Source organism: Sphingobium xenophagum, assembly GCF_002288285.1.
Lineage (GTDB): Bacteria > Pseudomonadota > Alphaproteobacteria > Sphingomonadales > Sphingomonadaceae > Sphingobium > Sphingobium xenophagum.
Genome location: NZ_CP022746.1, coordinates 57,759 through 81,253, shown reverse-complemented (window position 1 = coordinate 81,253; position 23,495 = coordinate 57,759). Strand labels below are relative to the sequence as shown.

At 62.0% G+C, this 23,495-nt stretch carries 20 protein-coding genes and 2 pseudogenes; 8 read left to right on the top strand and 14 right to left on the bottom strand.

From position 1 onward, the window contains the following. Nucleotides 1-294: 294 nt before the first annotated feature. The 7 genes and pseudogenes from CJD35_RS15215 to CJD35_RS15185 form a co-directional block, all read right to left on the bottom strand. Nucleotides 295-1,161, bottom strand: a complete 867-nt coding sequence (locus CJD35_RS15215; RefSeq protein ID WP_017183441.1) for a glycosyltransferase family 2 protein — start codon at nucleotides 1,159-1,161, stop codon at nucleotides 295-297. Beyond that, entirely contained in the window at nucleotides 1,143-1,733 is a 591-nt protein-coding gene (locus CJD35_RS15210) for an SAM-dependent methyltransferase (protein WP_017183440.1), read from the bottom strand. Before CJD35_RS15210 ends, CJD35_RS15215 begins: the two co-directional genes overlap by 19 nt. Further along, a complete protein-coding gene (locus tag CJD35_RS15205; RefSeq protein WP_174703662.1) occupies nucleotides 1,730-2,410 on the bottom strand; it encodes a PIG-L deacetylase family protein in 681 nt (226 codons plus the stop codon). Before CJD35_RS15205 ends, CJD35_RS15210 begins: the two co-directional genes overlap by 4 nt. Further along, nucleotides 2,404-3,147 (bottom strand): annotated as a pseudogene (locus CJD35_RS15200) (acyl-CoA dehydrogenase family protein); the annotation flags it as partial. The gene CJD35_RS15205 and the pseudogene CJD35_RS15200, both read right to left, overlap by 7 nt. A gap of 180 nt (nucleotides 3,148-3,327) precedes the next feature. Beyond that, entirely contained in the window at nucleotides 3,328-4,056 is a 729-nt protein-coding gene (gene istB / locus CJD35_RS15195; protein WP_031304487.1) for an IS21-like element helper ATPase IstB, read from the bottom strand. Then, a complete protein-coding gene (gene istA / locus CJD35_RS15190) occupies nucleotides 4,043-5,557 on the bottom strand; it encodes an IS21 family transposase (protein WP_021238707.1) in 1,515 nt (504 codons plus the stop codon). Before istA ends, istB begins: the two co-directional genes overlap by 14 nt. Nucleotides 5,558-5,632: 75 nt before the next feature. Then, entirely contained in the window at nucleotides 5,633-5,926 is a 294-nt protein-coding gene (locus CJD35_RS15185; protein WP_276327788.1) for a GTP-binding protein, read from the bottom strand. Nucleotides 5,927-6,011: 85 nt separating this feature from the next. On the opposite strand from CJD35_RS15185, the gene CJD35_RS15180 reads away from it, so the two are divergent. Further along, entirely contained in the window at nucleotides 6,012-6,416 is a 405-nt protein-coding gene (locus tag CJD35_RS15180; protein ID WP_019052312.1) for a MerC domain-containing protein, read from the top strand. Nucleotides 6,417-6,477: 61 nt separating this feature from the next. On the opposite strand, the gene CJD35_RS15175 is transcribed toward CJD35_RS15180, so the two are convergent. After that, nucleotides 6,478-7,134 (bottom strand): hypothetical protein, encoded by a 657-nt coding sequence (locus tag CJD35_RS15175; RefSeq protein ID WP_095687225.1) that lies wholly within the window; start codon nucleotides 7,132-7,134, stop codon nucleotides 6,478-6,480. A gap of 122 nt (nucleotides 7,135-7,256) precedes the next feature. Next, nucleotides 7,257-9,338 (bottom strand): TonB-dependent receptor domain-containing protein, encoded by a 2,082-nt coding sequence (locus CJD35_RS15170; RefSeq protein WP_095687224.1) that lies wholly within the window; start codon nucleotides 9,336-9,338, stop codon nucleotides 7,257-7,259. A gap of 225 nt (nucleotides 9,339-9,563) precedes the next feature. On the opposite strand from CJD35_RS15170, the gene CJD35_RS15165 reads away from it, so the two are divergent. From CJD35_RS15165 to CJD35_RS15150, 4 genes are all read left to right on the top strand, one after another. Beyond that, nucleotides 9,564-10,235 carry an ABC transporter ATP-binding protein gene (locus CJD35_RS15165; RefSeq protein WP_017181309.1) on the top strand — a complete coding sequence of 224 codons (672 nt, stop codon included), beginning with the start codon at nucleotides 9,564-9,566 and terminating at the stop codon, nucleotides 10,233-10,235. Then, complete coding sequence (locus tag CJD35_RS15160; RefSeq protein ID WP_017181308.1) at nucleotides 10,232-11,551, top strand: ABC transporter permease; 1,320 nt, start codon at nucleotides 10,232-10,234, stop codon at nucleotides 11,549-11,551. Before CJD35_RS15165 ends, CJD35_RS15160 begins: the two co-directional genes overlap by 4 nt. Before the next feature lie 7 nt (nucleotides 11,552-11,558). Then, a complete protein-coding gene (locus CJD35_RS15155) occupies nucleotides 11,559-12,053 on the top strand; it encodes a DUF3299 domain-containing protein (protein ID WP_017181307.1) in 495 nt (164 codons plus the stop codon). Nucleotides 12,054-12,264: 211 nt separating this feature from the next. Further along, nucleotides 12,265-13,086 (top strand): IS5 family transposase, encoded by an 822-nt coding sequence (locus CJD35_RS15150; RefSeq protein WP_043153120.1) that lies wholly within the window; start codon nucleotides 12,265-12,267, stop codon nucleotides 13,084-13,086. A gap of 84 nt (nucleotides 13,087-13,170) precedes the next feature. Here the strand turns inward: CJD35_RS15150 and CJD35_RS15145 are convergent, their stop codons facing one another. Both CJD35_RS15145 and CJD35_RS15140 read right to left on the bottom strand, forming a co-directional pair. Then, entirely contained in the window at nucleotides 13,171-13,710 is a 540-nt protein-coding gene (locus tag CJD35_RS15145; RefSeq protein ID WP_053556452.1) for a hypothetical protein, read from the bottom strand. Next, nucleotides 13,707-14,336, bottom strand: coding sequence for a recombinase family protein (locus CJD35_RS15140; protein WP_053556453.1), 630 nt, complete (start codon nucleotides 14,334-14,336; stop codon nucleotides 13,707-13,709). The genes CJD35_RS15145 and CJD35_RS15140 overlap by 4 nt, the downstream gene beginning before the upstream one ends. A gap of 95 nt (nucleotides 14,337-14,431) precedes the next feature. On the opposite strand from CJD35_RS15140, the gene CJD35_RS15135 reads away from it, so the two are divergent. Beyond that, entirely contained in the window at nucleotides 14,432-17,329 is a 2,898-nt protein-coding gene (locus CJD35_RS15135; protein WP_053556454.1) for a Tn3 family transposase, read from the top strand. Nucleotides 17,330-17,520: 191 nt separating this feature from the next. Next, on the top strand, nucleotides 17,521-19,431 hold the full coding sequence (locus CJD35_RS15130) for a TonB-dependent receptor (protein WP_244917285.1): 1,911 nt from the start codon (nucleotides 17,521-17,523) through the stop codon (nucleotides 19,429-19,431). Between the two features lie 237 nt (nucleotides 19,432-19,668). On the opposite strand, the gene CJD35_RS15125 is transcribed toward CJD35_RS15130, so the two are convergent. Next, complete coding sequence (locus tag CJD35_RS15125) at nucleotides 19,669-20,712, bottom strand: IS110-like element ISShsp1 family transposase (RefSeq protein ID WP_026150064.1); 1,044 nt, start codon at nucleotides 20,710-20,712, stop codon at nucleotides 19,669-19,671. A gap of 63 nt (nucleotides 20,713-20,775) precedes the next feature. Here CJD35_RS15125 and CJD35_RS15120 point away from each other — a divergent pair. Next, a pseudogene (locus CJD35_RS15120) lies at nucleotides 20,776-21,048 on the top strand (TonB-dependent receptor); the annotation flags it as partial. A gap of 68 nt (nucleotides 21,049-21,116) precedes the next feature. Here the strand turns inward: CJD35_RS15120 and CJD35_RS15115 are convergent. Together CJD35_RS15115 and CJD35_RS15110 are read right to left on the bottom strand one after the other, a co-directional pair. Then, a complete protein-coding gene (locus CJD35_RS15115) occupies nucleotides 21,117-22,397 on the bottom strand; it encodes a cation:proton antiporter (protein WP_017181305.1) in 1,281 nt (426 codons plus the stop codon). A 58-nt stretch (nucleotides 22,398-22,455) separates the two neighbouring features. After that, a complete protein-coding gene (locus tag CJD35_RS15110) occupies nucleotides 22,456-23,286 on the bottom strand; it encodes a 23S rRNA (adenine(2030)-N(6))-methyltransferase RlmJ (protein ID WP_017181304.1) in 831 nt (276 codons plus the stop codon). Between the last annotated feature and the right edge of the window lie 209 nt (nucleotides 23,287-23,495).

The window sequence follows — 23,495 nt, the reverse complement described above, 5'->3', positions numbered from 1 at the left end:
CCTGGCTGTCATGCCCCGATGACCGGAGTTCGCGACATTTTGCCCCCCGCCCGGCGTTGATTGGCCACAAGGGGGCGCATTGTTGACTATGAGTGAGCGGGTCCAGTCGGCTACCGTTGGCAGCGACCTTTGGCTCGGTGGACATTTGCGATCGTCAGATTCGGAAATACAAATCGAAGCAAGTTGACGCTGAAGCGCACAAATCCGAGTCCCCTCGCTGTCATGTTGCGCCGATAGACTGGCGCGGCAACATGATCCGCGCCACGCCTGCGCACATGTTGCTGTCCCTCTCTGTCAGGGCGAAACGGGCTGCAACATTCGCGCATGCTCAATTTCGACGTCGCTTGGTTGACGAAGCACATGAATTCCGTGCCCGGACCGTAAAATCAAACCGGCTGTCTCGAAGGCGTCGAGCCATCCTTCCATCGGCCATATATTCCAGCGCTTCCGAAAGAGGTTCGCGTTGCGGACAATGTCGTTCAGATGCTGAAGCGGGGGTTCGAAAACGTCGTGATATTGGTGAAAGGCACCAGCACCGCCCATGAACAGCAGGGGCAGGCCTGCCTCCCGCGCGCGGAAGCCGAAGTCGGTATCCTCGCCGCCATAGCCGGTAAACGCTTCATCAAACCCGCCCAGATCAAAAAATCTCTGGCGATGCAGGCCGAATGCCAACGACCAGAAAAGACCGGCATTGTCCTCCTGACGCAGACCGTTTGCAGGAAAGTGTCGAACAGGATGTCCATGCGCCCGCGAAAGAAGATCCGCTTCCTCCCATTCGCCACGGGCATCGTCAGGGCCAAGATAGCGTATGTCGGCGCAGATCAGCGCGTCATGGTCTTTCAGGCATTGCGTGATGGCCCCTGTTAGTGCGCGCATCGGGATGCAGTCGACGTCCAGGAACAACAGCTTGTCCCCTTTGGCCGCCCGCGCGGCCGCGTTCCGCGCTGCCGCGAGTGGCAGTCCTGGGCCATCAAGACGTAGGACATGAATTGGAAATCGCGCTTGTTGGGCATGGATCGGCCGATTGCTGGCCATGTCGACGATGATGAGTTCGTCGGGACAATGCGTGCTGCGGCGCAGACCTTCGATCAGTTGCGCCAGATGCGCCGATCGGTTCTTGACGATCGTGAGTACGCTCAAGGTCATGCGCAGACGCGCCATAGATCAAGGCGATACTTGGCCGTCCGCTGCGCCGTGATCTCGGTGATGGCTGGGGCAAGTGCGGCCTGCATTTTATGCACCGCATCATCGCCGCTCTGGGGGTAATCGGTGTCTCCAGTCCAGTGGACCAGCAATATGTCGCCGCCGGGCGCCATATGGCCGGTGATCCACTGGGCGGCGCGGCCGATGTCGTGATCATCCCAATAATAGGCGACTTCGGACAGGATGATGAGGTCGAAGATGCCGCCCACCGGTGCCTGTCCCGGAAAAGCCATTTGGCCAAAGGAGACATGGTCAAACGCGGCACAGCGCTCGCGGGCGGCCTTGAGCGCGGTTTCGCTGATGTCGATCGCCAACAATGCGTGGCAATGGGGCGCCAATGACTGCGTCAGTACGCCCTTTGCGCAGCCAATCTCGAAACCCAATCCATAGGTGCGCCCGCCCAGCGAACGGATGCTGTGGGCATATTTATCCCGCTCATAAGCGCTGCTTTCCAGATCCCAGGGATCGTCGGTCGAACGAAACATCGTCTCGAAATAAGCCCGATCCAGGCTGGCCTTGCGCCGCGTCATGAGGCTCTCCGCAGGTAGAGGATGTCGCTGGCGGGCATCGCACGACGCGTAGCAGGCAGCCGAAATCCGGGACCGTGGGACACGGTAAGCTGGCTGCGGTGCGCGGCCAGGGCAAGGCGGCGCTGTCCGCGCAGCATGGGCGCGGTGCGCAATTCGCGATGGCTGGAGGAGGTCGGCGGCAGAGCCCAGACGACATATTCGGCAATTACCAGCCTGCCCTTGCTCCGCTTTCCCACTGCATAGGCCAGTTGTGCAGCGGCTTCATGGTCGCAATGGGGTTCGTGACGGGCAGTGACGGCCAGAGCATCGACCTGCCAGCGTCGGCACAGTGCGGTCAGCCGTCGCGCGGCGCGATCGAAAGCAGGATGTCCCGGCGGGACGGGGGAGGCGTCCTGCCAGTCAAGATGCACCGGCGGTTGATTGCGGTTGCCCGTCAGGCGGTGAAAGGCGGTGGCGGCTTCGCGCTTTCGGCTGCTTACCAATGTCCCCGACCTGCCCGGCATTGTCTCATGCGAACCAGACCCGTCGGTGAGATAGACAAGGCCCGCCAGCCGCCCCGACTTCGCCGTCTGAGCAATAAGCGCGCCAGCCCCCAGCGTCTCATCATCGGGATGGGGCGCAAGAACCAGCCAACGCAGCGTTCGCCACGGCTTCGCAGATAGAGAGAGACCTACCACAAGGCGTCCTCCGCGCCCCATGCGTCATGGTCCAGCCAGGCGAGCGCGGCCTGATCGCGGGCATAGTCAGGTCCGCCCTGTCGCAGATAGAGGCTGAGGTCGCGGATGATTTTATCGATCCTTTCGCCGTCCATCGCGCTGCGCGTGCCGATGATGCGCGTCGCCAACTCCATCACGTCCAGACCTGCACGCTCAACAATGCCGCGCGTCATGCGGGCGAAAGCGGGACCATCGGGATCGTCGTGCGCAGCGCGGAGTGCGCATTCGCGGATCCAAAGATAGGCGGTGCGGGCCGCAGCAACAGCGTCGGCGAATTTGGCGCGTTGCAGCGGATCGGCGCGCGCTGCATCAGACATGGCGAGCCGCGTTTGCGTCAGCAGCGCCTCGATTCCACCCAGTTGCACGGCAGTAAAGCGCCAGGCGCCGGTGGTGAAGCGCGGTTCGCGGTCATAGTCGCCGGGCCGGCCCAGCAGGTGAGATGGATCGATCGCCATGCCCGTCAGGTCATAGAGGCCGCTGCCCGTTGCCCGCATACCCCTGACCCGCCATTGCGACAGGTCTGTCCGGGCGGGTTCGTCGGCACGAACGACGACCAGTTGCCGCTCGCCCTGTTCGGGCTGCGCGGTGATGATGGCATAGGCAAGTCCCCCTGCGCCTGTCGCGAAAGACTTGCCGCTCCGCAGTATGGATTGGCATAGCTGCACGCCCGGCGGCGGCTCGGTGGCCCACACACCGTAAATGTCAAACGGCGTTCAAAAGGGACCCCCGATCGGCGTCGAAGAGGGACCCCCTTTTCAGATAATATGATGCTGGTTTGTTGAAGATGGCCTTGCGCTGCGTGCGGCGGAGGGCGGGCGTAGCCCGACCGGAGGCGCGCGCAGCGCAAGATAGATTTTTGAAGGCGCCGAAGGTGGCTGTCAGCTGCGGTTTTTGAAGCGCCAGCTGTCGTTGCCCGTCTCGACGATATCGCAGTGGTGGGTGACGCGGTCGAGCAGCGCCGTGGTCATCTTGGGATCGCCGAACACGGTCGGCCATTCGCCGAAGGCGAGGTTCGTGGTGATGATGACGCTGGTCCGCTCATAAAGCTTGCTGATGAGGTGGAACAGCAACTGCCCTCCCGAGCGGGCGAACGGCAGATAACCGAGCTCGTCGAGAACGATCAGGTCGAGCCGCGACAGCTGCGCCGCCAGGGTCCCGCCTTTGCCGATCCGGGTCTCCTCTTCGAGGCGTGTCACCAGATCGACGGTGTTGAAGTAGCGGGCGCGAGCGCCCCTTCGCACGACATTGGCGGTGATCGCGATGGCGAGGTGGGTCTTGCCTGTCCCCGTGCCGCCGACCAGCACGATATTGCGGCGAGGCGGGAGGAAGGAGCCATCGTGAAGGGAGCGGATCATCTCCTCATTGATCGGTGTGCCCTCGAAGCTGAACCGCTCCAGGTCCTTCACCACGGGCAGCCTCGCAGCCGTCATCCGATAGCGGATGGAGGCTGCATCCCGGTGGGTCGCCTCAGCACGGAGCAGGTCGGTCAGTATCTCCATGGTGGTGCGCTTGCGCTGGAGGCCGGTGGTGACCGCCTCGTCGAACGCCGCCGCCATGCCCTTGAGTCCGAGGCCGCGCATCGTGTCGATCATATCATGCCGCTGCATCATAGCCTCGCAGCAGATCATAGCGGGCACAGTCGGCGAGCGGAGGATGCTGCAGCATCCGGTCTTCCGAAGTGACGATGCTGTGGGGTGTCGCCGGCTCGCGGCGCCGGGAGAGGATGTTGAGGATCAGCTCGTCGCTGGCCGTTCCGTTCGCCAACGCTTCGCGCACGGCAGCCTCTACCGGCTCCAGGCCATCGGTGAGCACCGCCGAGAGGACCCGCACGAACCTGCGATCGGCCTCGTCCCCGGTGCCGAGCCTTCGCCGTAATCGGTGCAGGGCGGGCGGCAGATCCCAGTCCTGGAACGGTGCGCCGTTACGCAGCGCGCCGGGCTTGTGCGCGAGGACCGGCAGATAATGCCAGGGATCGTATATCGTGCGGTTCCGACCGAAGTGGCGCTCATGCTCCCCGACGATCGCATCGCCGCAGCGTATGACGATGCGATCGGCATAGGAGCGCACCTGAACGGTCCGGCGTGCGGCCGTCGACATGACCGAGTAGCGGTTGCGATCGAAGCTGATGAGGCAGGTGCCGGTGACGGCATGCTCGCTCTCATGGAAGCCGTCGAACGGTGCCAGGATCGGCTGCAGGGCCGGTCGCTCCATATCCAGCGCCTCGGCGACGGTAATATCCCCGCGTTCGGGATGGGCATGATGCTCGGCCCAGCGCCGGCACTCGGCCTCCAGCCACCCGTTGAGCTCGGCCAGGCTGGCGAACCGGAGCCGCGGCTGGAAGAAGCGGCCTCGGATTGTCTGGACCTGCTGCTCGACCTGGCCCTTCTCCCATCCCGCCGCCGGCGAGCAGGCGGTCGGCTCGACCATGTAATGATCGGTCATGATCAGGAAGCGGCGGTTGAACACACGCTCCTTGCCGGTGAACACGGCCGTCACCGCCGTCTTCATATTATCGTAGATACCGCGTCGCGGCACACCGCCGAAGAACGCGAACGCCCGGGCATGGGCATCGAACAGCATCTCCTGGCCCTCGCGCGGATAGGCCCGGACATAGGGTGCGCGCGAGTCGCAGAGACGCATATGCGCCACCTTCACCCGCATCGGCTTGCCGGCGATCTCCACATCCTCGTGGCTCCAGTCGAACTGGTAGGCCTCACCCGGCTGGAAGGTCATCGGGATGAACGCCGGTGCGCCTTCGCCAGCATCCTTCCGCCGCGCAGCACGCCAGCGCGCCGCATAGCGGCGCACCGCATCATAGGATCCATCGAACCCCTCGCGCACCAGCAGGTCATGGATACGCGTCATCCGTAGCCGATCGCGGCGGCCGCGACCTTCGTTCTCCTCAAGCAGCGCATCGAGACGATCCTGATAAGGACCGATCCGCGGCAGCGGCTGGACTTTGCGCTGATAGTTGAACGCCGCCTCCGGCGACCGGATCGCTTTGCGGACGACCTTCCGCGACAAACGAAGGTCACGAGCGATCGCCTTGATCGCCTTACCCGCTGCATGCTCACGCCGAATCCGAACCACTGTCTCCACGATCAACATCCCGTTCTCGCCAACTGATCAAAACCAGTCGGCCGACTAAATCCCCGGGATGAAGGGGTCCTTTTTGCACGCCGATCACCCCACGAAGGGGGTGCCTATTGCACGCTGATCCTCAAGAAGGTCATCGCGCAGGGTGCAGCAGATGCAGCCATTGGTCATCTCGACCAGGCTTTCCTCGCTGCGCGCAAGCGCCGCGTCGCCGCCGCGCACGAGATCGGCGTCGATATTCACTTCCGACATGTCATTGACGATCACCGCGACGCGCCGTCCCTCGCGATTGGCGAGGATGTGATTGAGGGTGGTGGTCTTGCCCGCGCCAAGGAAGCCCGAAAGCACGGTGACCGGAAGCCGATTGTCAGTGGAAGCCATATTCTGCCCTTGACCTTTATGTGACGGTATATCATCTCTGATACGGATATGCGCGACGTCTGTCCAGCGTCGGTCGGAGAATGTCATGAAACTATTGTCCTCCAGGCAGCCGCTCCTCGACGGGCTGGCGATCGGAGCATCCTTCGCCTGCCTCATTCATTGTCTGGCCCTGCCGCTGCTGATCATGCTGCTGCCCGCGCTGGGGGCATTTCTGGTCGTGCCGGAAGCCTTTCATGTCTGGGCGCTCGTCTTTGCTGCGCCGGTCAGCCTGGTGGCGCTGTCTGCTGGCTATCGACATCACAGGGCTGCCGCCCCCCTGTTCATCGCCCTGCCGGGCCTTGCACAGATGGCAATCGGCGCACTTGCGACATCATCGGAATGGATGGAAACAGCATTTACCGTCCCTGGCGTGCTTTTGCTGGCGATCGGTCATGCGCTGAACTGGCAAGGGCTGCGGCTCGCAAGCCAAAGCCGGAAAGCCGGCGCATGAGCGGGGTCTAAAAGGGCGGCAATCTACATTTCCCGGTAACGCCCCCCGTGCTGCGGACCGCTCAGCCTGCCTCCGCCGCGATCACATAGTCAAAGCCATGCCGCAGCCCGCCTTCGCGCGCGATGATGGCCAAGGCGTCCTGTCGCAAGGCTTCGCCCCGCGCGTGCAGCGCCGCCGCCAGCGACCGATCCCCAAGCCTTGAAAGCCGCGGCGCGCACATGTCGATCTGACTGTTCACGAACCGGCGCTGGTAGCGGATGGGGAAGCGATGCGCGTTCACGATGCGAAAACCCAATGCCGTCATCTGTTCCAGCACCCATTCCATCGGGAACTCACGATAGGGCCGCTCGCCCGCATGGAGCAGGACGGCGTCGCGCCATCGCCCGATGTCGCCCAGGATTTGGCCATCGCGCGTCCCGGCACGCTCAGTGATATAGGGTTCCAGCCCGATCAGATAGAGCCGCCCGCGCGCCAATGCCCGCAGGCGGGCGAACATGCGTTCCTGAAAATAGGGTGCGAAGCCTTCGATCGCCCCGATCAGATAATCGGCGAGAATGGTATCGAAACGCTCACCTGCCAGCAGCGTCGGATCCGCCCAGTTGCCAACGATGATCCTGTCCTGCGGTCGACGAACGCGATCCGATGCGTCACGCACCTGAACGGCATGGCCCGCCACGCCGGTGACGGCGACCCAGCGATCGGTCGCAAGCCCCGACACCCAGCCGATCGAATTGGTGCCCGTTCCCGCGTCCAGAAAGGTGCCCCAGAGCCGATCGCCCTGGAGCGCCTGGATATGGCGGAACAGCGCGGACGGTCGCCGCGCTGTTCCTTCCGTCTTGCTCAGAATGCCCCCCGCAGGCCGAACACGAAGTTGCGACCGCGCAACGGAGAGAAGGTCTTGATGAACGAGCTATGGTTATATGCCAATTCGTTGGTCAGGTTGGTGCCGCGCACGAACAGTTCCGCGCTGCGCTTGTCCCCCAGTTCGAGGCGATAGGCGAGCGTCGCATTGACCATGTCATAGCCCGGCGTGCGCGTTTCAAAGGCTGCGATCCGGTCCTGTTCGAACACATGATAATATTCCGCATCCGCCGTGAACGGCCCGACATGCGCATCGCCGCGTGCGCCAAGGCGCCCGGCCGGAATACGCGGCAGGTCACCGCCGCCATTTTTCAGCTTGGCGCGAACATAGTCGCCGAACACCGACAGGGCGAACTGATCGTTGAAGGCATGACGCACTTCCCCATCGATGCCGGTGAAGGTCGCCTCTGCCCCGGCATAGCGGATCAGACGGAAATCTTCGAACTGGTCGAGCGTCTGGGCGTAGATATAATTGTCGAAGTCCTGATGATAGGCGCCGATGGTGAAGGTCGTCGGCCCTGCCGTCTTGCGCAGCGTCAGGTTGACCGAATTCGCCTTTTCAACGCCTTGCGATACTTTTTCGGCAAGGCGGCTGTTGCCGCTGACGATCCCGATCTCATAGGTGTTGGTCGCAAGGTGCAGGCCATAGGCATAAAGTTCCTGCACCGAAGGCGCGCGTTCGGTATGCGCCAGCGACAGCGCGAGCGAGTAATCGCTGCCTACATTCCAGATCGCGGCGGCCGATGCCGAAAAGGGCTTGTGCCTGATCGACGGATAGCGCGTGATCAGCGACTTTACCGTCTGCCATTCCTGCCGGGCGGCTGCCTCCAGCCGGACAGGACCAAGCGAATAGGTCTCCATCAGGAAAATCGCGGTATTGCTGCTGTCGGTATTCAGCGTGTGAGTCTCGCCGCCGCTGATCGCCTGGAACCGGCTGCCGCTCTGTTGGATGCCGAACGTGCCGCGCAAGCCCCCCAGCGGCGCATGGGTCAGTTCCACACGCAGGTCGTGGGCCTTGTTGAGGAAGGTGTTTTCCGCTTCCCCATCCTCGATCTCATCATGGGCATAGTCGGTGAAGGACAGGCGGAAGCGTACCTTCTCCAGCGCGGGCACCGGATTGTCATAATCGCTGCGAATGTCGAAGCGATTGCTCCGCAGCTTCACGAACGGCACTTCCTCCTCATGGTCGTGTTCATGATCATGGTCGTGATCATGCTCCTCTTCTTCTCCATGACTGCCGCAATGCAGGCCGATGCCATGGGGATGGCAGCTTTCATAATCATGATTGTGGCCCGGCACGCCATATTCATTGCGCTGGCGGGTATAGGCAACGCCCAGATAGCCGTCCGGGCCGATCCAGCTTCCCCCGACACTGAAGGTCGATGTGTCATTGTAGGAGCCATGCACTCTGTCCTCCCCAAAGGCGCGAGGCACCCGATAATCGTCGGAGCGGCGGTGGACGCCTTCAACACGCAGCGCCAGCGGCCCGACGCCCACGGTCGCACCGCCTACGAGACTGCGCTCGTCATCGCCCGTGCCCAAGCGGCCTTCGGCTGCGCCGGCGATGCCCCCTTCCGGAACGTAGGTCGGCACCTTTTCATCCAGCAGGTTGACCGCACCGCCGATCGCACCGCTACCATAGAGCAGGGTCGCCGGACCGCGCAGCACCTCGATCCCGCGCAGCAATAGCGGTTCGCCCGTGATATTGTGGTCGGGCGAGATTGCCGAGGCGTCCTGCACATTGGCGCTGTCGCTCAGCACCTGCACGCGGGGCGAGGATTGGCCGCGAATGATCGGACGGCTGGCGCCGCCGCCGAAATTCTCGAAATTGATACCAGGCTGGCCGGCCAGCGTTTCACCCAGAGTCGCCGCGCGTCGGTGGATCAGTTCTTCCCCTGTGAGCGTGACAACCGGTGTAACGGTTTCATCGGCCGTCTGGCCCAATGGCGCCGCCGTCACGACAATGTCGTTCTTGCCATGACCGCCCGCTTGGGCAACTGCCGTACCGGGTGCGATCGCGATGAGCGATACGGCACATAGATAATGAAGGTGATTTCTCACAAAATGCCCCTGCCAATGATTTGAGTAGGGCGCAGTTACGTAATATCATATCATGAAACAACCCCGGATCGGCAAAAATTTTGCAGAACAAATCAATGTTTCCAGTTAGTTACAAAATGTTTCTGGCATTTGGGGCGTGACAGGAGTGGAAGCTTGCACAGTTGATCGTTATGATACACCGTGACATTCAGCCAAGGTTTCACGGCCATCTTCTTGGGAGACAATATGCAATCCCCCGCTACGCCGGTTCTGGATATCGCCGGATTGACCCATGGTTACGGCCCGACGCCGGTCCTGAATGACCTGGCAATCCGGCTGGACCGTGGGGTGCATCATTTGCTCCTGGGACCGTCAGGATCGGGCAAGACGACATTGGTTCACGCCATTTCCGGACTGCTGGCACCTGACAAGGGCCAGATCATGGTTGATGGCGAGGCCATGACAGGGCGCAGCCAGACGGCGCGCGATGCCCTTCGGCGGAACAAGATCGGCCTGATCTTCCAGTCGCTGCGCCTTGTTTCGGCTTTGACCGTGCGGCAGAATCTGCATCTGGCCGGACGGCTGAGCGGTCATCCCACGACGAACGATGCGATTGACGGGCTGCTTGCCCAGTTGGGGATCGCCCACCGCGCCGCCGCCAAGCCCCGTCGCCTGAGCCAGGGCGAGGCCCAGCGAGCGGCGATCGCGCGCGCGCTCATAGGCAGGCCCAGCCTGCTGATCGCGGACGAACCGACATCGGCACTGGACGATGACAATGCTGCGCGGGTGGCTTCGCTGCTGATCGAAGCGGCGGATCGCAACGGTTCGACCCTGCTGATCGCAACCCATGATCAGCGCCTTAGAAAGCTGATCCCGCATACCATCACTCTGGGCGCCCAAGGGGGCACGATCCAATGATCCGCGTTGCCCTGGCCTATCTGCGCGATCGTCCGCTGATGAGCGCGCTCAACATCCTGCTGCTGTCATTGGCCGTTGCCATGCTCGTCATGCTGCTGTCGGTATCCACCCAATTGGGCGATCGCTTCGAGCGCGACGCACGCGGCGTCGATCTGGTCGTGGGGGCCAAGGGGTCGCCGCTGCAATTGATCCTGTCCAGCATCTACCAGATGGATACGCCCACGGGAAACATTCCCCTGGACAGCATTGCCTTGCTCCGTCGCGATCCATCCGTGCGGCAGGTTATCCCGCTTGCCCTGGGGGACAATTTCCGGGGTTTCCGGATCGTCGGGACCGAGCCGGCCTATCTTGGCCTTCAGGATGCGAAGCTGGCGCAGGGGCGGATGTTCGCCAAGGCGCAGGAGGTCGTCATCGGCGCGCGGGTGGCCGAAGAACTCGGCATGACGCTTGGACAGCGCTTCGTCGGGTCGCATGGGCTGACCGAAGACGAAAATGCCGGCCATCATGACCATACTCCTTTTACCACCGTCGGCATCCTCGCGCCTACCGGATCTGTGATGGATCGCCTCATCCTTTCCAATGTGGAAAGCGCCTGGGAGGTGCATGGCATCGAGCATGATCATCATGACGAGGAGGAATTGCACGAGGGCCAGCACGCACATGAGCATGGAGCGATGGGTGCAGATCAGCATGAAGCGGCCGAGCATCATGATGCGGATCATGACGCGCATGATCGGCCTGCCAATCTGACCGAGCGGGAACAGTTGAAGCCGGAAATTACGGCGCTTCTGGTATCGTACAGGTCCGCGTTCGGCGCCGTACGCATACCATCGATGATCAACCGCCAAACCAACATGCAGGCTGCGGTGCCCGCCGTCGAGACAGCCCGGCTCCTGTCGCTTCTGGGTGTCGGCATTGATGGTGCGCGCGCGTTTGCCTGGCTGCTCGCGGCGACCGGCGGTCTTTCCATCTTTGTCGCCTTGCTTGCGGCGGCGTCGGCGCGGGAAGGCGATCTGGCGTTGCTCCGTGTCATGGGCGCCAGCCGCGCGCAGATTTTCGGAACGATCATGGCGGAAGGTCTCGTCATTTCGGCCATTGGCGGGCTTGCGGGGCTGCTGCTGGGCCATGGCGCGCTGGCGTTGGCGCGCAAAAGCTTCGAGCAACTCAGGGATTTCGGATTCGATCCCTTCACGCTTTTGCCTGGTGAAGCAGCGATCCTGCTTGCGGTCCTGACCATTGGCCTTGTGGCATCCCTGATCCCCGCATTGCGCGTCTTCCGCCTCGATCTGGCCGACAGCCTGACGCGATCCAGTTAAGGAGTCCATGATGCGCCTTTTGATTTTACCTGCCCTGCTGGCGCTGACCGCGATTCCGGTTGGCGCCGCGATGCAACTGGGCAAGCCAGCCCCGACCAAAGATGTGTGGCAACCGGCAAAGACGCCTGCGGGCGGCACGCCTTGGTCTTTGCTCCAGCAAACGAAGCTGAACGACCGCACGGACGAGGCGACGATGATGATCTACACCAAGCCGAGCTTTCCGCCGGCGGTGAAGGCTCTCAATGGCAAGCAGATCAAGATTGCGGGCTGGATGATGCCGCTCGACAATGGGTTAAAGCAGAAACATTGGGTTCTGCTTGGCTATCCACCCGGCTGCCCCTTCCACATGCATGCGCTGCCCAATCAGTTCATCGAGATCAATGCGGCGGTTCCTTTCCCGACCGACGAAAGCAAGGTGCATGTCGTAACCGGGACATTGCAACTGACCGGCTATGATGAAAGCGGTATCTTCTATCGCCTGTTGAACGCGCGCCCGGCCTGAATCCCGGAGGGGGGGCTTGGTCATGAAGCCCGCTGGCAAGGCATAATCCGGCTGCGGGTTTCTGCCCCTCATGGGGTCGGTTCCGGCTGAGGGCGAAATGACACCCTAAGAGCCCGATCCGAAATTAAGTTGAGTGGTATCAGCGGGTTAGCTTGACGCTTGCCGCAGTCGTTGATTCAGGGGTTTTGCAACAAACTTCCGGAGATCAACGATGTGGACCGATACCACTCGGGCGCAATATGCCCGCGCGGGACTGACTTTGCCAAGCGATTTGACCGATGCCGAATGGTCGGTGCTCGAACCTTTCTTGCCGCCACCCTCCCACGTAGGCCGTCCGCGCAAATGGCCGCTGCGACGGATCGTCGAGGCGATCCTGTATCTGCTGCGTGGGGGGCTGCCGTGGCGAATGCTGCCGCCCTGCTTTCCGCCGGTCTCGACGGTTCGGCGCTGGTTTTACCTGTGGCGCGATAACAAACTGTGGCTCTCGCTCAATCATACCCTGCTGTTGATGGCGCGTGAAGCGACAGGCCGCGAGGCTTCGCCCAGTGCTGGCGTGATCGATAGTCAGAGCGTGAAAACAACGGAAAGTGGCGGCCCTCGCGGCTTTGACGCGGGCAAAAAAATCAAGGGGCGCAAGCGCCACATCCTCACCGACACCGAGGGCCATTTGGTTCATGCGGTGATCCATACCGCCGACATTCAGGACCGCGACGGCGCGCCGCTGGTCCTGCGTGAAATCATCCACCGCTTTCCATGGCTGCGCCATGTCTTTGCCGATGGCGGCTATGCTGGCGACAAGCTCAGGGAAGCCCTCCGGCGTACCGGCAAATGGACTGTCGAGATCGTCAAGCGATCCGATGTTGCAAAAGGCTTCGTGGTTCTTCCGCGCCGCTGGGTCGTCGAGCGAACACTGGCTTGGCTGAACCGCAACCGTCGGCTCGCCAAGGACTTTGAACAGACCATCGCATCGGCAACTGCGTGGCTGTTCATAGCTTCCATCCAGCTATTCGCGCGTCGCATCGCAAGACTATGAAATTTCATCGGATAATTATGAATCAGGCTCTAAGGGAATAGCTGTCCTTGCCGTCGCCGCGGCTGCCATTGATCACAAACTGCGTCACTCTCGATGGATAGAACATTCCGTCAGCCACCTTGCAGGCATGACGTTGACCGCTGCCCTCAAAGGTATGCGATAGAAGTTCATCGTTCGATAGCTCCATGCATATGGCACGCAGTGCTTCATGACGGCGGTATGCAGGAAGAACTGAAATTCTTCCGGGGCATGCCGGACCGATTCTAAAAACGAGTGTTGGGTTTGCCGGTCAGCACCGAACTCGTTCAACGCCTTCAATCTCAGATTATCCGCATAAGCTCCGACTGAGAGTAGAGAGCCCGCCAGCGCCACCGCTACAAAAATGGGGCCTCGAACGATCGAAAACCGAGCCGGTATCAAAAAGCTGGTCGCTCCGACCGCGAAGCAAGCGGATACGATCCAGAGCCAGTGAGGCGCGCCCAGTCTATCTGACCAGATCGTCGCGAGGAATACTGGCTTCAGCAAGCTACCGAAGACGAAGCCTGCAATCGCCAGGTACGTAATGCATCCAAGCGCGGCGGTCTTCATCCTGTGCTTTCGTCCGACATCCGGCGCGACGCTCATGCCGCCACCTCGACCTTGTGATCCATGTCCGCCCTGGAGCGTCCGACGATTGCGGCGACAGTATTCTTGCTGAGGCCGAGGTCCCGGGCTATCCAGCGATAGCTGCGCCCCTCGGCAACAAGGGCTAGCACCTTGGGGGCAAGCCGATCCGACTTCGGGCGGACGCCGGTCTGCCGCCCGAGTTTCCGACCCCGCGCCCGTGCCGCGGCGAGGCCGGAGCGAACCCGCTCGCTGAGCATGTCGCGCTCGAACTGCGCAATGCCTGCGAGCATCGTCGCCATCATACGACCGTGCGGCGTATCGACCTCGAAGGTCATGCCGCTCATCGCGACCACCGACACGCGCCAGCCCGACAGCCGGTTGAGCGTATCGAGCAGGTCCTGCGTCGAGCGCCCCCAACGACTGAGTTCGGTGACAAGGATCGCATCAATGTGGCGCGCCTGGGCCAGCTTCATCACTTCGGCACGTGCCGATCGGTTGGCCTTCATCCCCGAGGCGGTTTCTCGAAAGACCTCGACCACCTCATAGCCGCCACGCTCGGCAAAACCGGCGAGGTCGCGAAGCTGCCGCTCGCACGACTGGTCGGCTGTCGAGACCCTGGCGTAGATGGCGGCGCGCTGTCCCAATTGAACCCTTCTGGAATTAGGCCTCGAAAAGCCTTGATCTGCGTGGGGTCAGTGTTGTCCAAAACAGACTTCTGTTCAATAGGGACAAGCCGTGCATGCCGAGACGCCATATCCTCAGCGCCCGACAGCGTTCGGCCCTACTCGACCTGCCGACTGACGAAGCGGCGCTGCTGCGGCATTATATTCTGGCAGCCGATGACCTGATCCATATCGACCGGCGGCGCCGACCGGAGAACCGCATCGGGTTCGCCCTGCAGTTGTGTGCGCTGCGATATCCAGGTCGGACGCTTGCTCCCGGCGAACTGATCCCCCACGCCGTGTCCGCCTTTCTAGGTGCCCAGCTTGGCATCGCTGGCGACACGCTCGCGTCCTATGCCGTTCGACGCCAAACCCGGCACCAGCACATGGAGGCGCTGCGCCGCATCTACGGATACAGGATGTTCCCCGGACAGGGACCGCATGCCAGGGCGTTCCGGGATTGGCTTCTCGCCGAAGCCGAGCAGGCACGCTCAAACGACGACCTTGCCCGGCGCTTCATTGCCCGCTGCCGTGAAACCATGACCATCCTGCCAGCGATCACGACAATCGAGCGGTTGTGCGCGGACGCGCTCGTCGCCGCCGAACGCCAGATCGAGAAGCGGATCGCAGCCCGTCTCGATCCCGTCGCCTGTGATGGGCTCGACCGACTGACTACCGAGATGCTGCCGGGGGCGATCAGCCGCTTCATCTGGCTGCGCCGGATTGAGCCGGGCAACAACTCCGCCGCGGCGAACCGGCTGCTCGACCGGCTCGAGTTCCTGCGCGCGATGAACCTCAATGATGGTTTACTTGCCGGTGTTCCACCGCATCGCGTCGCCCGGCTACGCCGGCAGGGCGAGCGCTACTTCGCCGATGGCCTGCGCGATCTCGGCGCCGATCGGCGCCGCGCTATCATGGCGGTTTGCGTCATTGAATGGGCCACTGCGACGGCGGATGCGGTGATCGAAACACATGACCGGATCGTTGGCCGCACCTGGCGCGACGCGAAGCAACTGCATGACGCGCGGGTCGTAGAAACCAGAGGCGCTACCACTGCGACTTTGAACGGCTTCACTGCACTCGGTCAATCATTGCTCGAAGCGCATGGCGACGGCGCGTCGCTGGAAGATGCGGTCGCGCGCGGGGCGGGATGGGAACGGCTCACCAGTCTCGTCGCTACGGCCAAGACGTTGACGGACACCTTGGGCGACGATCCGCTGGCCTATGTTGATCAGGGGTATCACCGCTTCCGTCGGTATGCCCCGCGCATGCTGCGATGCCTCGACCTCAAAGCTGCGGCGGTTGCACGGCCTTTGCTGGACGCGGCTACCGCCATCGCTACCAGGGGCGCAGTTCCGGCGGCCGACGATTTCTTGCGCCCGCATTCCAAATGGCGGCGACAGTTGCGGGCGAAGGGCGATGATGATGCCCGCCTCCGGGAAGTCGCGGTCATGTTCCACCTGCGCGACGCGCTGCGCTCGGGCGACATCTGGTTCGACCGCTCGCATCGGTATGGTGACCTGCGCCACGTCCTCGTGCCGATGGCGGTCGCGCATGCCGCGAAGCTAGCGGTCCCGTCCGACCCGCATGTCTGGCTGGCTGACCGCAAGGTGCGTCTCGCCGATGGCCTTGCCCGGCTCGGTCGCGCCGCGCGCAGCGGTACAATTCCGAAAGGCAGCATCGAAGACGGCACGCTGCGCATTGATCGCCTCACCGCCGACGCGCCGGATGGGATCGAGGATCTGATGCTCGATCTGTATCGCCGCCTGCCGCCCGTCCGCATCACCGATCTGCTGCTCGAAGTCGATACCGCGCTGGGTTTCACCGATGCCTTCACGCATCTGCGCACCGGCGTGCCGTGCGGCGACCGAATTGGTCTGCTCAACGTCCTGCTCGCCGAGGGCCTGAATTTGGGCCTGCGTAAGATGGCAGAGGCTTCCAACACCCACGACTATTGGCAACTCTCCCGTCTCGCGCGCTGGCACGTCGAAAGCGAGGCGATCGACCAGGCGCTGGCCAACGTGGTCGCGGCGCAAGGGGCGCTGCCGATGGCCCAGGTGTGGGGTATGGGTAGAGCCGCATCGGCCGATGGCCAGTTCTTCCCCGCAGCACGGCAGGGCGAGGCGATGAACACGATCAACGCCCGCTACGGCAACGATCCCGGAATCAAGGCCTATACTCACGTCAACGACCGCTTCGCGCCGTTTGCATCGCGGACTATTCCAGCCACAGTCAGCGAAGCACCTTACCTGCTCGACGGGCTGACGATGAATGAGGCAGGGCGACGGATCGAAGAGCAATACGCCGACACTGGCGGGTTCACCGATCATCTGTTCGGGATCAGCGCCATGCTCGGCTACCGCCTTGTGCTGCGCATCCGCGACCTCCCATCCAAACGACTGTACGTATTCGACCCTGCCACCACGCCGAGCGAGCTGCGCCCGCTGGTGGGCGGCAAGGTTCGTGAGGCGCTGATCGTTTCCAACTGGCCCGACCTGTTCCGCTGCGCCGCCACCATGAGCGCGGGGCAGGTCGCGCCGAGCAGCATCTTGCGCAAGCTCGCCGCCTATCCGCGCCAGAACGATCTTGCAGCCGCGCTGCGCGAGGTGGGCCGGATCGAGCGGACGCTATTCATCGTCGAATGGATTCTCGACGCCGGTATGCAGCGCCGTGCACAGGTGGGCCTCAACAAAGGTGAGGCACATCATGCGTTGAAAAATGCCCTGCGCATTGGCCGTCAGGGCGAAATCCGCGACCGCACGACGGAGGGTCAGCATTACCGGATCGCTGGCCTCAACCTACTGACCGCCATCATCGTCTACTGGAACACCCTGCATCTCGGCCATGCCGTCGAAGCTCGCCGCCGCGAAGGGCTCGATACCCCCGACCATCTTCTCGCCCATATCTCGCCGCTCGGGTGGGCCCACATCCTTCTCACTGGTGAGTACCTTTGGCCCAAGGACTCCGCCGCTTAGGGTGTCATTCCGCCCTCAGCCAGAACTGACCCCTCATCACCCTTTGCGCCGATCCAGCAATATTTTGACACGATTTGTTTATGATATATTGTATCTAAAAACAAAGCCGCATAAGAGAGCCGCGACAGGGGAACGCGCCAAGAGCGCATTCAGGAGAGGATCCGAGGTTCGGATCATAAAAAGGGTACCCCATGCGCATCAGTTTTCTACTATCTACTTGTTCGGCCATCGCGGTCCTGACGCTAAGCCATCCCGCTCTGGCGGAGGATGACGGGTCAGCCACAGCGGGATCGCACGAACAAACCCCTGCCAACATCATCGTGACTGCGCCTTTCCAGCGTGATCGGTCCGACATCCTCTCTGGCACGTCGGTGCTTCAGGGCAGCGAGCTGACCCAGGCCATCCGGCCTTCGATTGGCGAAACGCTCCAGCATACGCCCGGCGTGTCCGCGACCTCCTTTGGTCCCAGCGCGTCCCGCCCGGTTTTGCGCGGGCTTCAGGGGGAGCGCGTCCGTGTCCTGGTCGATGGCATCGGCTCGATCGACGTGTCCAACACCAGCGTCGATCATGCTCCCGTGGTCAACCCTTTGCTGGCCGAACGCATCGAGGTGCTGCGCGGTCCCCAGTCGCTGCTGTTCGGCGCGTCGGCGATCGGCGGCGTGGTCAACGTCATTGACAAGCGCATTCCCCGCAGCGTGCCCGAAGAGCCTGTTCATGTCGACGCGATCGCCACCTATGGCAGCGCGGCCGACGAGCGCAGCGGCGCGGGTTCGGTCGACGTACCGCTGGGTGACAAGTTCGTCGTTCACGCCGACGGCAGCTATCTGAAATCCGACAATATGCGTATTGGTGGCTACGCCCTGTCGCCCAGTGCCCGTGCGGAAGCGCTGGCATCCAGCCAGCTTCCCGCAGAAGAGCCGGCAGAGGGCGAGGAAGCCATCGATTTTGCCGGCAACGCCGCTATCCGGGGCAAGCTGCCCAACAGCCAGGCCAAGACCTGGACTGCAGGCGTCGGTGCTGCCCTGATTACCGAGACCGGCAATCTGGGCGTTTCCTACAGCCACTATGATAGCCTCTATGGCGTGCCCGTTCGTTACGCGACCCGACCCGGCCAGGAACAGGAGGCGCCGCGCCTCGATCTCGCGCAGGATCGACTGGATTTGCGGGCGGAGGTCGAGACGGGCGGCGGTTTCCTCAAGACCATTCGCGCGCGCGCGAGCTATGCCGCCTATCGCCATTTCGAACTGGAGGAGGACGGCGCAGTCGGCACTGCTTTCTACAACAAGGGCATGGAAGGGCGCATCGAACTGGTGCAGGCCGATCGTGGCCCGTGGCAGGGCGCAAGTGGCGTTCAATATTATTCGCGAAACTTCAACGTGGTTGGCGACGAAGCCTTCCTGCCCAAGAATGACACGCAGCAGTTCGGCGCGTTCACCCTGCAGACCCTCAATTATGGCCCGGTGAAGCTGGAAGCGGGCGCGCGCTATGAGCATAGCGAGTTGCAGGCGCTGCCGCTCGAAGAACAGGACCAGTTCTTTTCGGGCAAGCGGACCTTCGACACTTTCTCCTTCTCCGGCGGCGCGTCCTATGGCTTGAATGACAATTGGCGTCTGGGCGCCAACATCTCCCGGTCCGAACGTGCGCCTTCGGCAGAAGAATTGTTTGCGAATGGTCCGCATGCCGGGACGCAGGCGTTCGAAGTCGGCAATCCCGATTTCAAGACCGAACGCGCATTGGGGGTGGAAGCTGTGTTGCGCGGGAAGGGCGACAATTACAGTTTCGAAGCCTCGGCCTATCATAACTGGTTTTCCAACTTCATCTATGAAGGGCTGACCGGCGAGGAAGAGGATGGCCTGCCCGTCTATCAGTTCAATCAGGCGAAGGCGCGATATTACGGGTTTGAAGCGCAGGGTTCGGTTACCCTCGCCACATTCGGCGAGATGAAACTCGTCGCCGATGCGCTGGGCGACTATGTCCATGCCCGGATCGTCGGCGAGGGCCCCGCGCCGCGCATTCCGCCGCTGCGTGTGCTCGGCGGCCTGGGCGTCACCAGTCCCATATGTGGACGGCTCCCTCTTGCAAGGGCTGAACGGAAAATTTGATCGGATCGCTTGCTTCCATATGTCCGGCCTTTCGGTGCGGTCGCACGTGACCGCTGGCCAAGATGGTTTCCGCGGTGTGTGTTCCCAACAAGGCAGCGGCCTGTGATGGCCATTGGAACTGACGGAGTGTCACACGCCTCGGATCGATCGATCGCACCATCTGCTCTCTTCATGCAAGATCACGGATCAGCTCAGTACGATAGCATTGATATTTTGCTCATCGTCCCTGGCTAATTCTTATGCTGCTACCGCAGTTAGCGCGGGCGGCGCGACGCACTGGTATCGCTCGCCGCTCACCATGAGTTTCCACGCGACACGTGCGGCTTTGTTAGCAACGGCAACCGCAACGAGCTTAGGCGATTTTCGTGCAATCAAGCCGATAAGCCACGGTGTTAGATTCCTGCCTCGCCCATTGCGGGCGTGCTGAACGACTGCGGTGGCTCCGACCACGAGCGTGCTTCTGAGAAGCTCATCACCAGCGCGAGTGATAACGCCGTGTCTTGTCTTGCCGGCGGTCGAGTGATCTTTGGGGGTCAGGCCCATCCATGCCGCAAAATCCCGACCGGATTTGAATAGATGCGGATCGGGCGTTTTCATCATGAGCAAGGTCGCGCCGATAGGCCCAACGCCGGGAATTTTGGCCAGTCGCTGACTACATTCGTCGTTGCGATGCCATTCCATCAGCTTCGCGTCGATCCGTTCGATCTCGCACTGGAGCTGCGCATATTCCTTTCCCTGCAGCGCAAAAAGTTCGCGCGCCAATTCGGGTATCGTTTCATCTTCCGCGATGCACTCGAGAAGCGGTACGACGCGACATGCACCCGTCGCCGCGGTGATGCCGAACTCCGCGCCATACCCTCGTATAGCGTTGACGAGCTGGGTGCGCTTCTGAATAAGCCTTTCGCGCACCCCGACCAACATGAGCGCGGCCTGTTGTTCTGCAGTCTTTACCGGAACGAAGCGCATTGTTGGGCGGCTCACCGCTTCGCAGAGAGCTTCGGCATCCGCAGCGTCGTTCTTGCCGCGCTTGACGTAGGGCTTCGCTAATTGCGGCGCGATCAACCTTACATCATGCCCGAGCGATCCGAGAAGACGAGCCCAATGATGTGAACTGCCGCATGCCTCGATAGCGACGAGGGTGGGTGGCAGCTTTTCGAAAAACCGAATCATCTCTCGGCGCGTCAACTTCTTGCGCAGCACTGGCTTCTCCGCTGCATCGACGCCATGCAGTTGAAAAACGTTCTTTGACGTATCCATGCCTATGCGGGTAATTTGCTCCACGGGCGGCTCCCTTGATTGAGTCTTGCAACGCACTCACTCTGGCACATTGCGATGCCGTTGGGAGCCGTCCACCCCAACAAGGTGGATGTGCGCGGCGAGGTCGAGTGGACGGACGACCAGAAGCGCATATCCGACTTCGAGACGGAAACGAAGGGCTTCACGCTCGTCAATGCCGAGGTCAACTACCGCCCCTGGGGTATGGAGCGTCCCCTGAGCTTTGCGCTGTCGGCGAACAACATCTTCGACGTTGTTGCCCGCCGCCATGCCTCCTTCCTGAAGGACTTTGCGCCATTGTCGGGACGCGACATCCGCGTCACGGCCCGCGTCACCTTCTGAAGGCCGGATGTCCCGCCGCGGCTGCCGCGGCGGGACATTATATCAGGCAGCGGCGCTCCTTGGCCGATTTAATGAGCGGCGGAACCGTTCCCGTCGGGATCGCGCCCATGCCAGCGATCAAGCATTCGCATGGCGGGGGTGACGGTCAGGCCATGCAGCAGGATTGACAGCAAAGCCACCAAACCGACGATGGCCCACAGGCGAGGCCCCTCATCAATCTTCAGGTGATTGAGGCCATATGCAAGATAATAGAATGATCCGACGCCCCGGATGCCGAAGAAGGCGATAGTTCTCTTTTCCGCCCGGCTCGCGCGGAACCCGGCAAGGGCTACCAGCCCGGTAAAGGGCCGGACCACCAGCAGGATGACGATGGCCGCCGCTACATCGACCCACCGCAGCGGCCAGAGCATGCCACTCAACAGCGCGCCGCCAAATAGCAGAAGCAGCACCATCATGGCCAACCGCTCAACTTGTTCGGTCAGATCGTGCATTTGCCGGTTGAAGGCATGATCCCGATGCGATCGCCGTAGCGTTAGCGCGGTCACGAATACGGCCAGGAACCCGTAGCAATGCAGGATTTCGGTGACGCCATAGGATATGAATGTCGCGGAAATCGCGATCAGTCCGTCGCCGGTCTTAGACAATCGGGTGTCGGCGGGAATATGGAAGGTCAGCCACCCAAACAGACGGCCGATCAGCCAGCCAACCAGAACGCCCGCGCAAATTTCCCACAGGACATTGTGCAACAGCCATTGCGCAGCCCAGGGCTCGCCCGTCGTTGACGCCAATCCCATGGCGATGGCGAGATGCACGAATGGAAATGCCAGGCCGTCATTCAGTCCCGCCTCCGAGGTCAGTCCGAACCGCACCTCGTCCTCTTCCCCGGACTTGGGTGGGCCTACCTGAACGTCGGCAGCAAGCACGGGATCGGTCGGCGCAAGGCTGGCCGCCAGCAGCAGCGCCGCTACCCAGGAGAGGCCAAGCCACCACTGACCGATGAGCGTTATGGCCAGGATACCCAACGGCATCGTGACGGCGAGCAGCCGCCAGGTGATGTTCCATTTGCCCCAGCTGAAAGGTCGGTCGAGTTTCAGCCCGGCCCCCATCAGGGCGATGATTACGACGAATTCGGTAAAGCGCTCGGTCACTTCGGGATAGGTGAGCGGCAGGGGGCGCAGCGTAACCGCAGGCAAGGAAAATATGGCTACGCCGATGGCGATGCAGACGACGGGCAAGGACAGCGGAAGGCGCTTGAGCGCCAATGGAAGCCATGCCACGAGCGCGATCAGTAGTCCGGCGCCGGTGAGGATCAGGATATAGGGGTCAGGTGCTGAAATGATTTGCTGCATCGCCTGATAACGACGCAATCGTCGGATTGGCTACATCACCCATGGCAAGACAGCGATTTTACCGGCCCAGCCAATCGGAGGTGATCTCGCCGCTATGCCCCTCCGGCGCCAGCGCAGCGCGCAGAGCCTTTTGCAACGGCGGCAGGGCCTGCGTGAAGGCGTAGGGCGGGTTGACGATAAACAGACCTGCACCATTATAGATGCCGGACTGGTCGTCATCGTACAGCCAATGTTCCACGCACAGAAACTTCGGGATGCCGAGCCTGCGCAACTGGTCCTTCCACCGTGAATGCGTGGCGCGGTCTTTCAGCGGATACCAGATCACCGTGACGCCGTGCGCCCATTTGCGGGAAGCGGCGGCCAGAGTGGCTGTGATACGGGCGCGTTCGTCTGTCTGCTCGTACGGCGGATCGACCACCACCACGCCGCGCGGTGTTTGGGTCGGCAGCAATGCCAGCCATAGCTCGTAGGCGTCGCGCTGATGCACGGCGGCGGACGTGCCGCGCATCGCGCTGCGCAAGGCATGAACGTCCTCGGGATGTTTTTCGTTCAGGATCAGGAAATCCTGCGGGCGCAGAAGCTGCGCCAGAATATGCGGCGAGCCGGGGTAGAGGCGTGGTTCGGGCCCGTCATTCACTGCCCGCACGGCGGCGCGATAGTCGTCCAGTAACGGGTTGGTGTCGGCGAACGCCCGCAGCACGCCGTTAATGGCCTCGCCGGTGCGCTGGGCCTCCTCGCTGCCAAGGTCGTACAGCCCACAGCCGGCATGGGTGTCGATCAGGGTCAGGGCGCCTTCTTTCTGCTGCAACGCCCGGACAAGGGCGATCAGCAGGCTGTGTTTCACGACATCGGCGCTATTGCCAGCATGGAAGGAATGGCGATAATTCATTGAGATTCAAAATCCTGACGATCTGCCTTCATACGAGCCGCCGGGTGGGGAAGCGGCGCGCGAGGCGATTGAAGCAACACATCGGATGCTCGTATAGAGTCGCGCGGAAACCTTCAAATCCGTAGCCGCCATCTTCAGCAGTATGTTGGCCATCTGCGTGAGAGCGCCCAGACCGACGACGAGGAGGAATAGACGAAAGATTGTCGTTC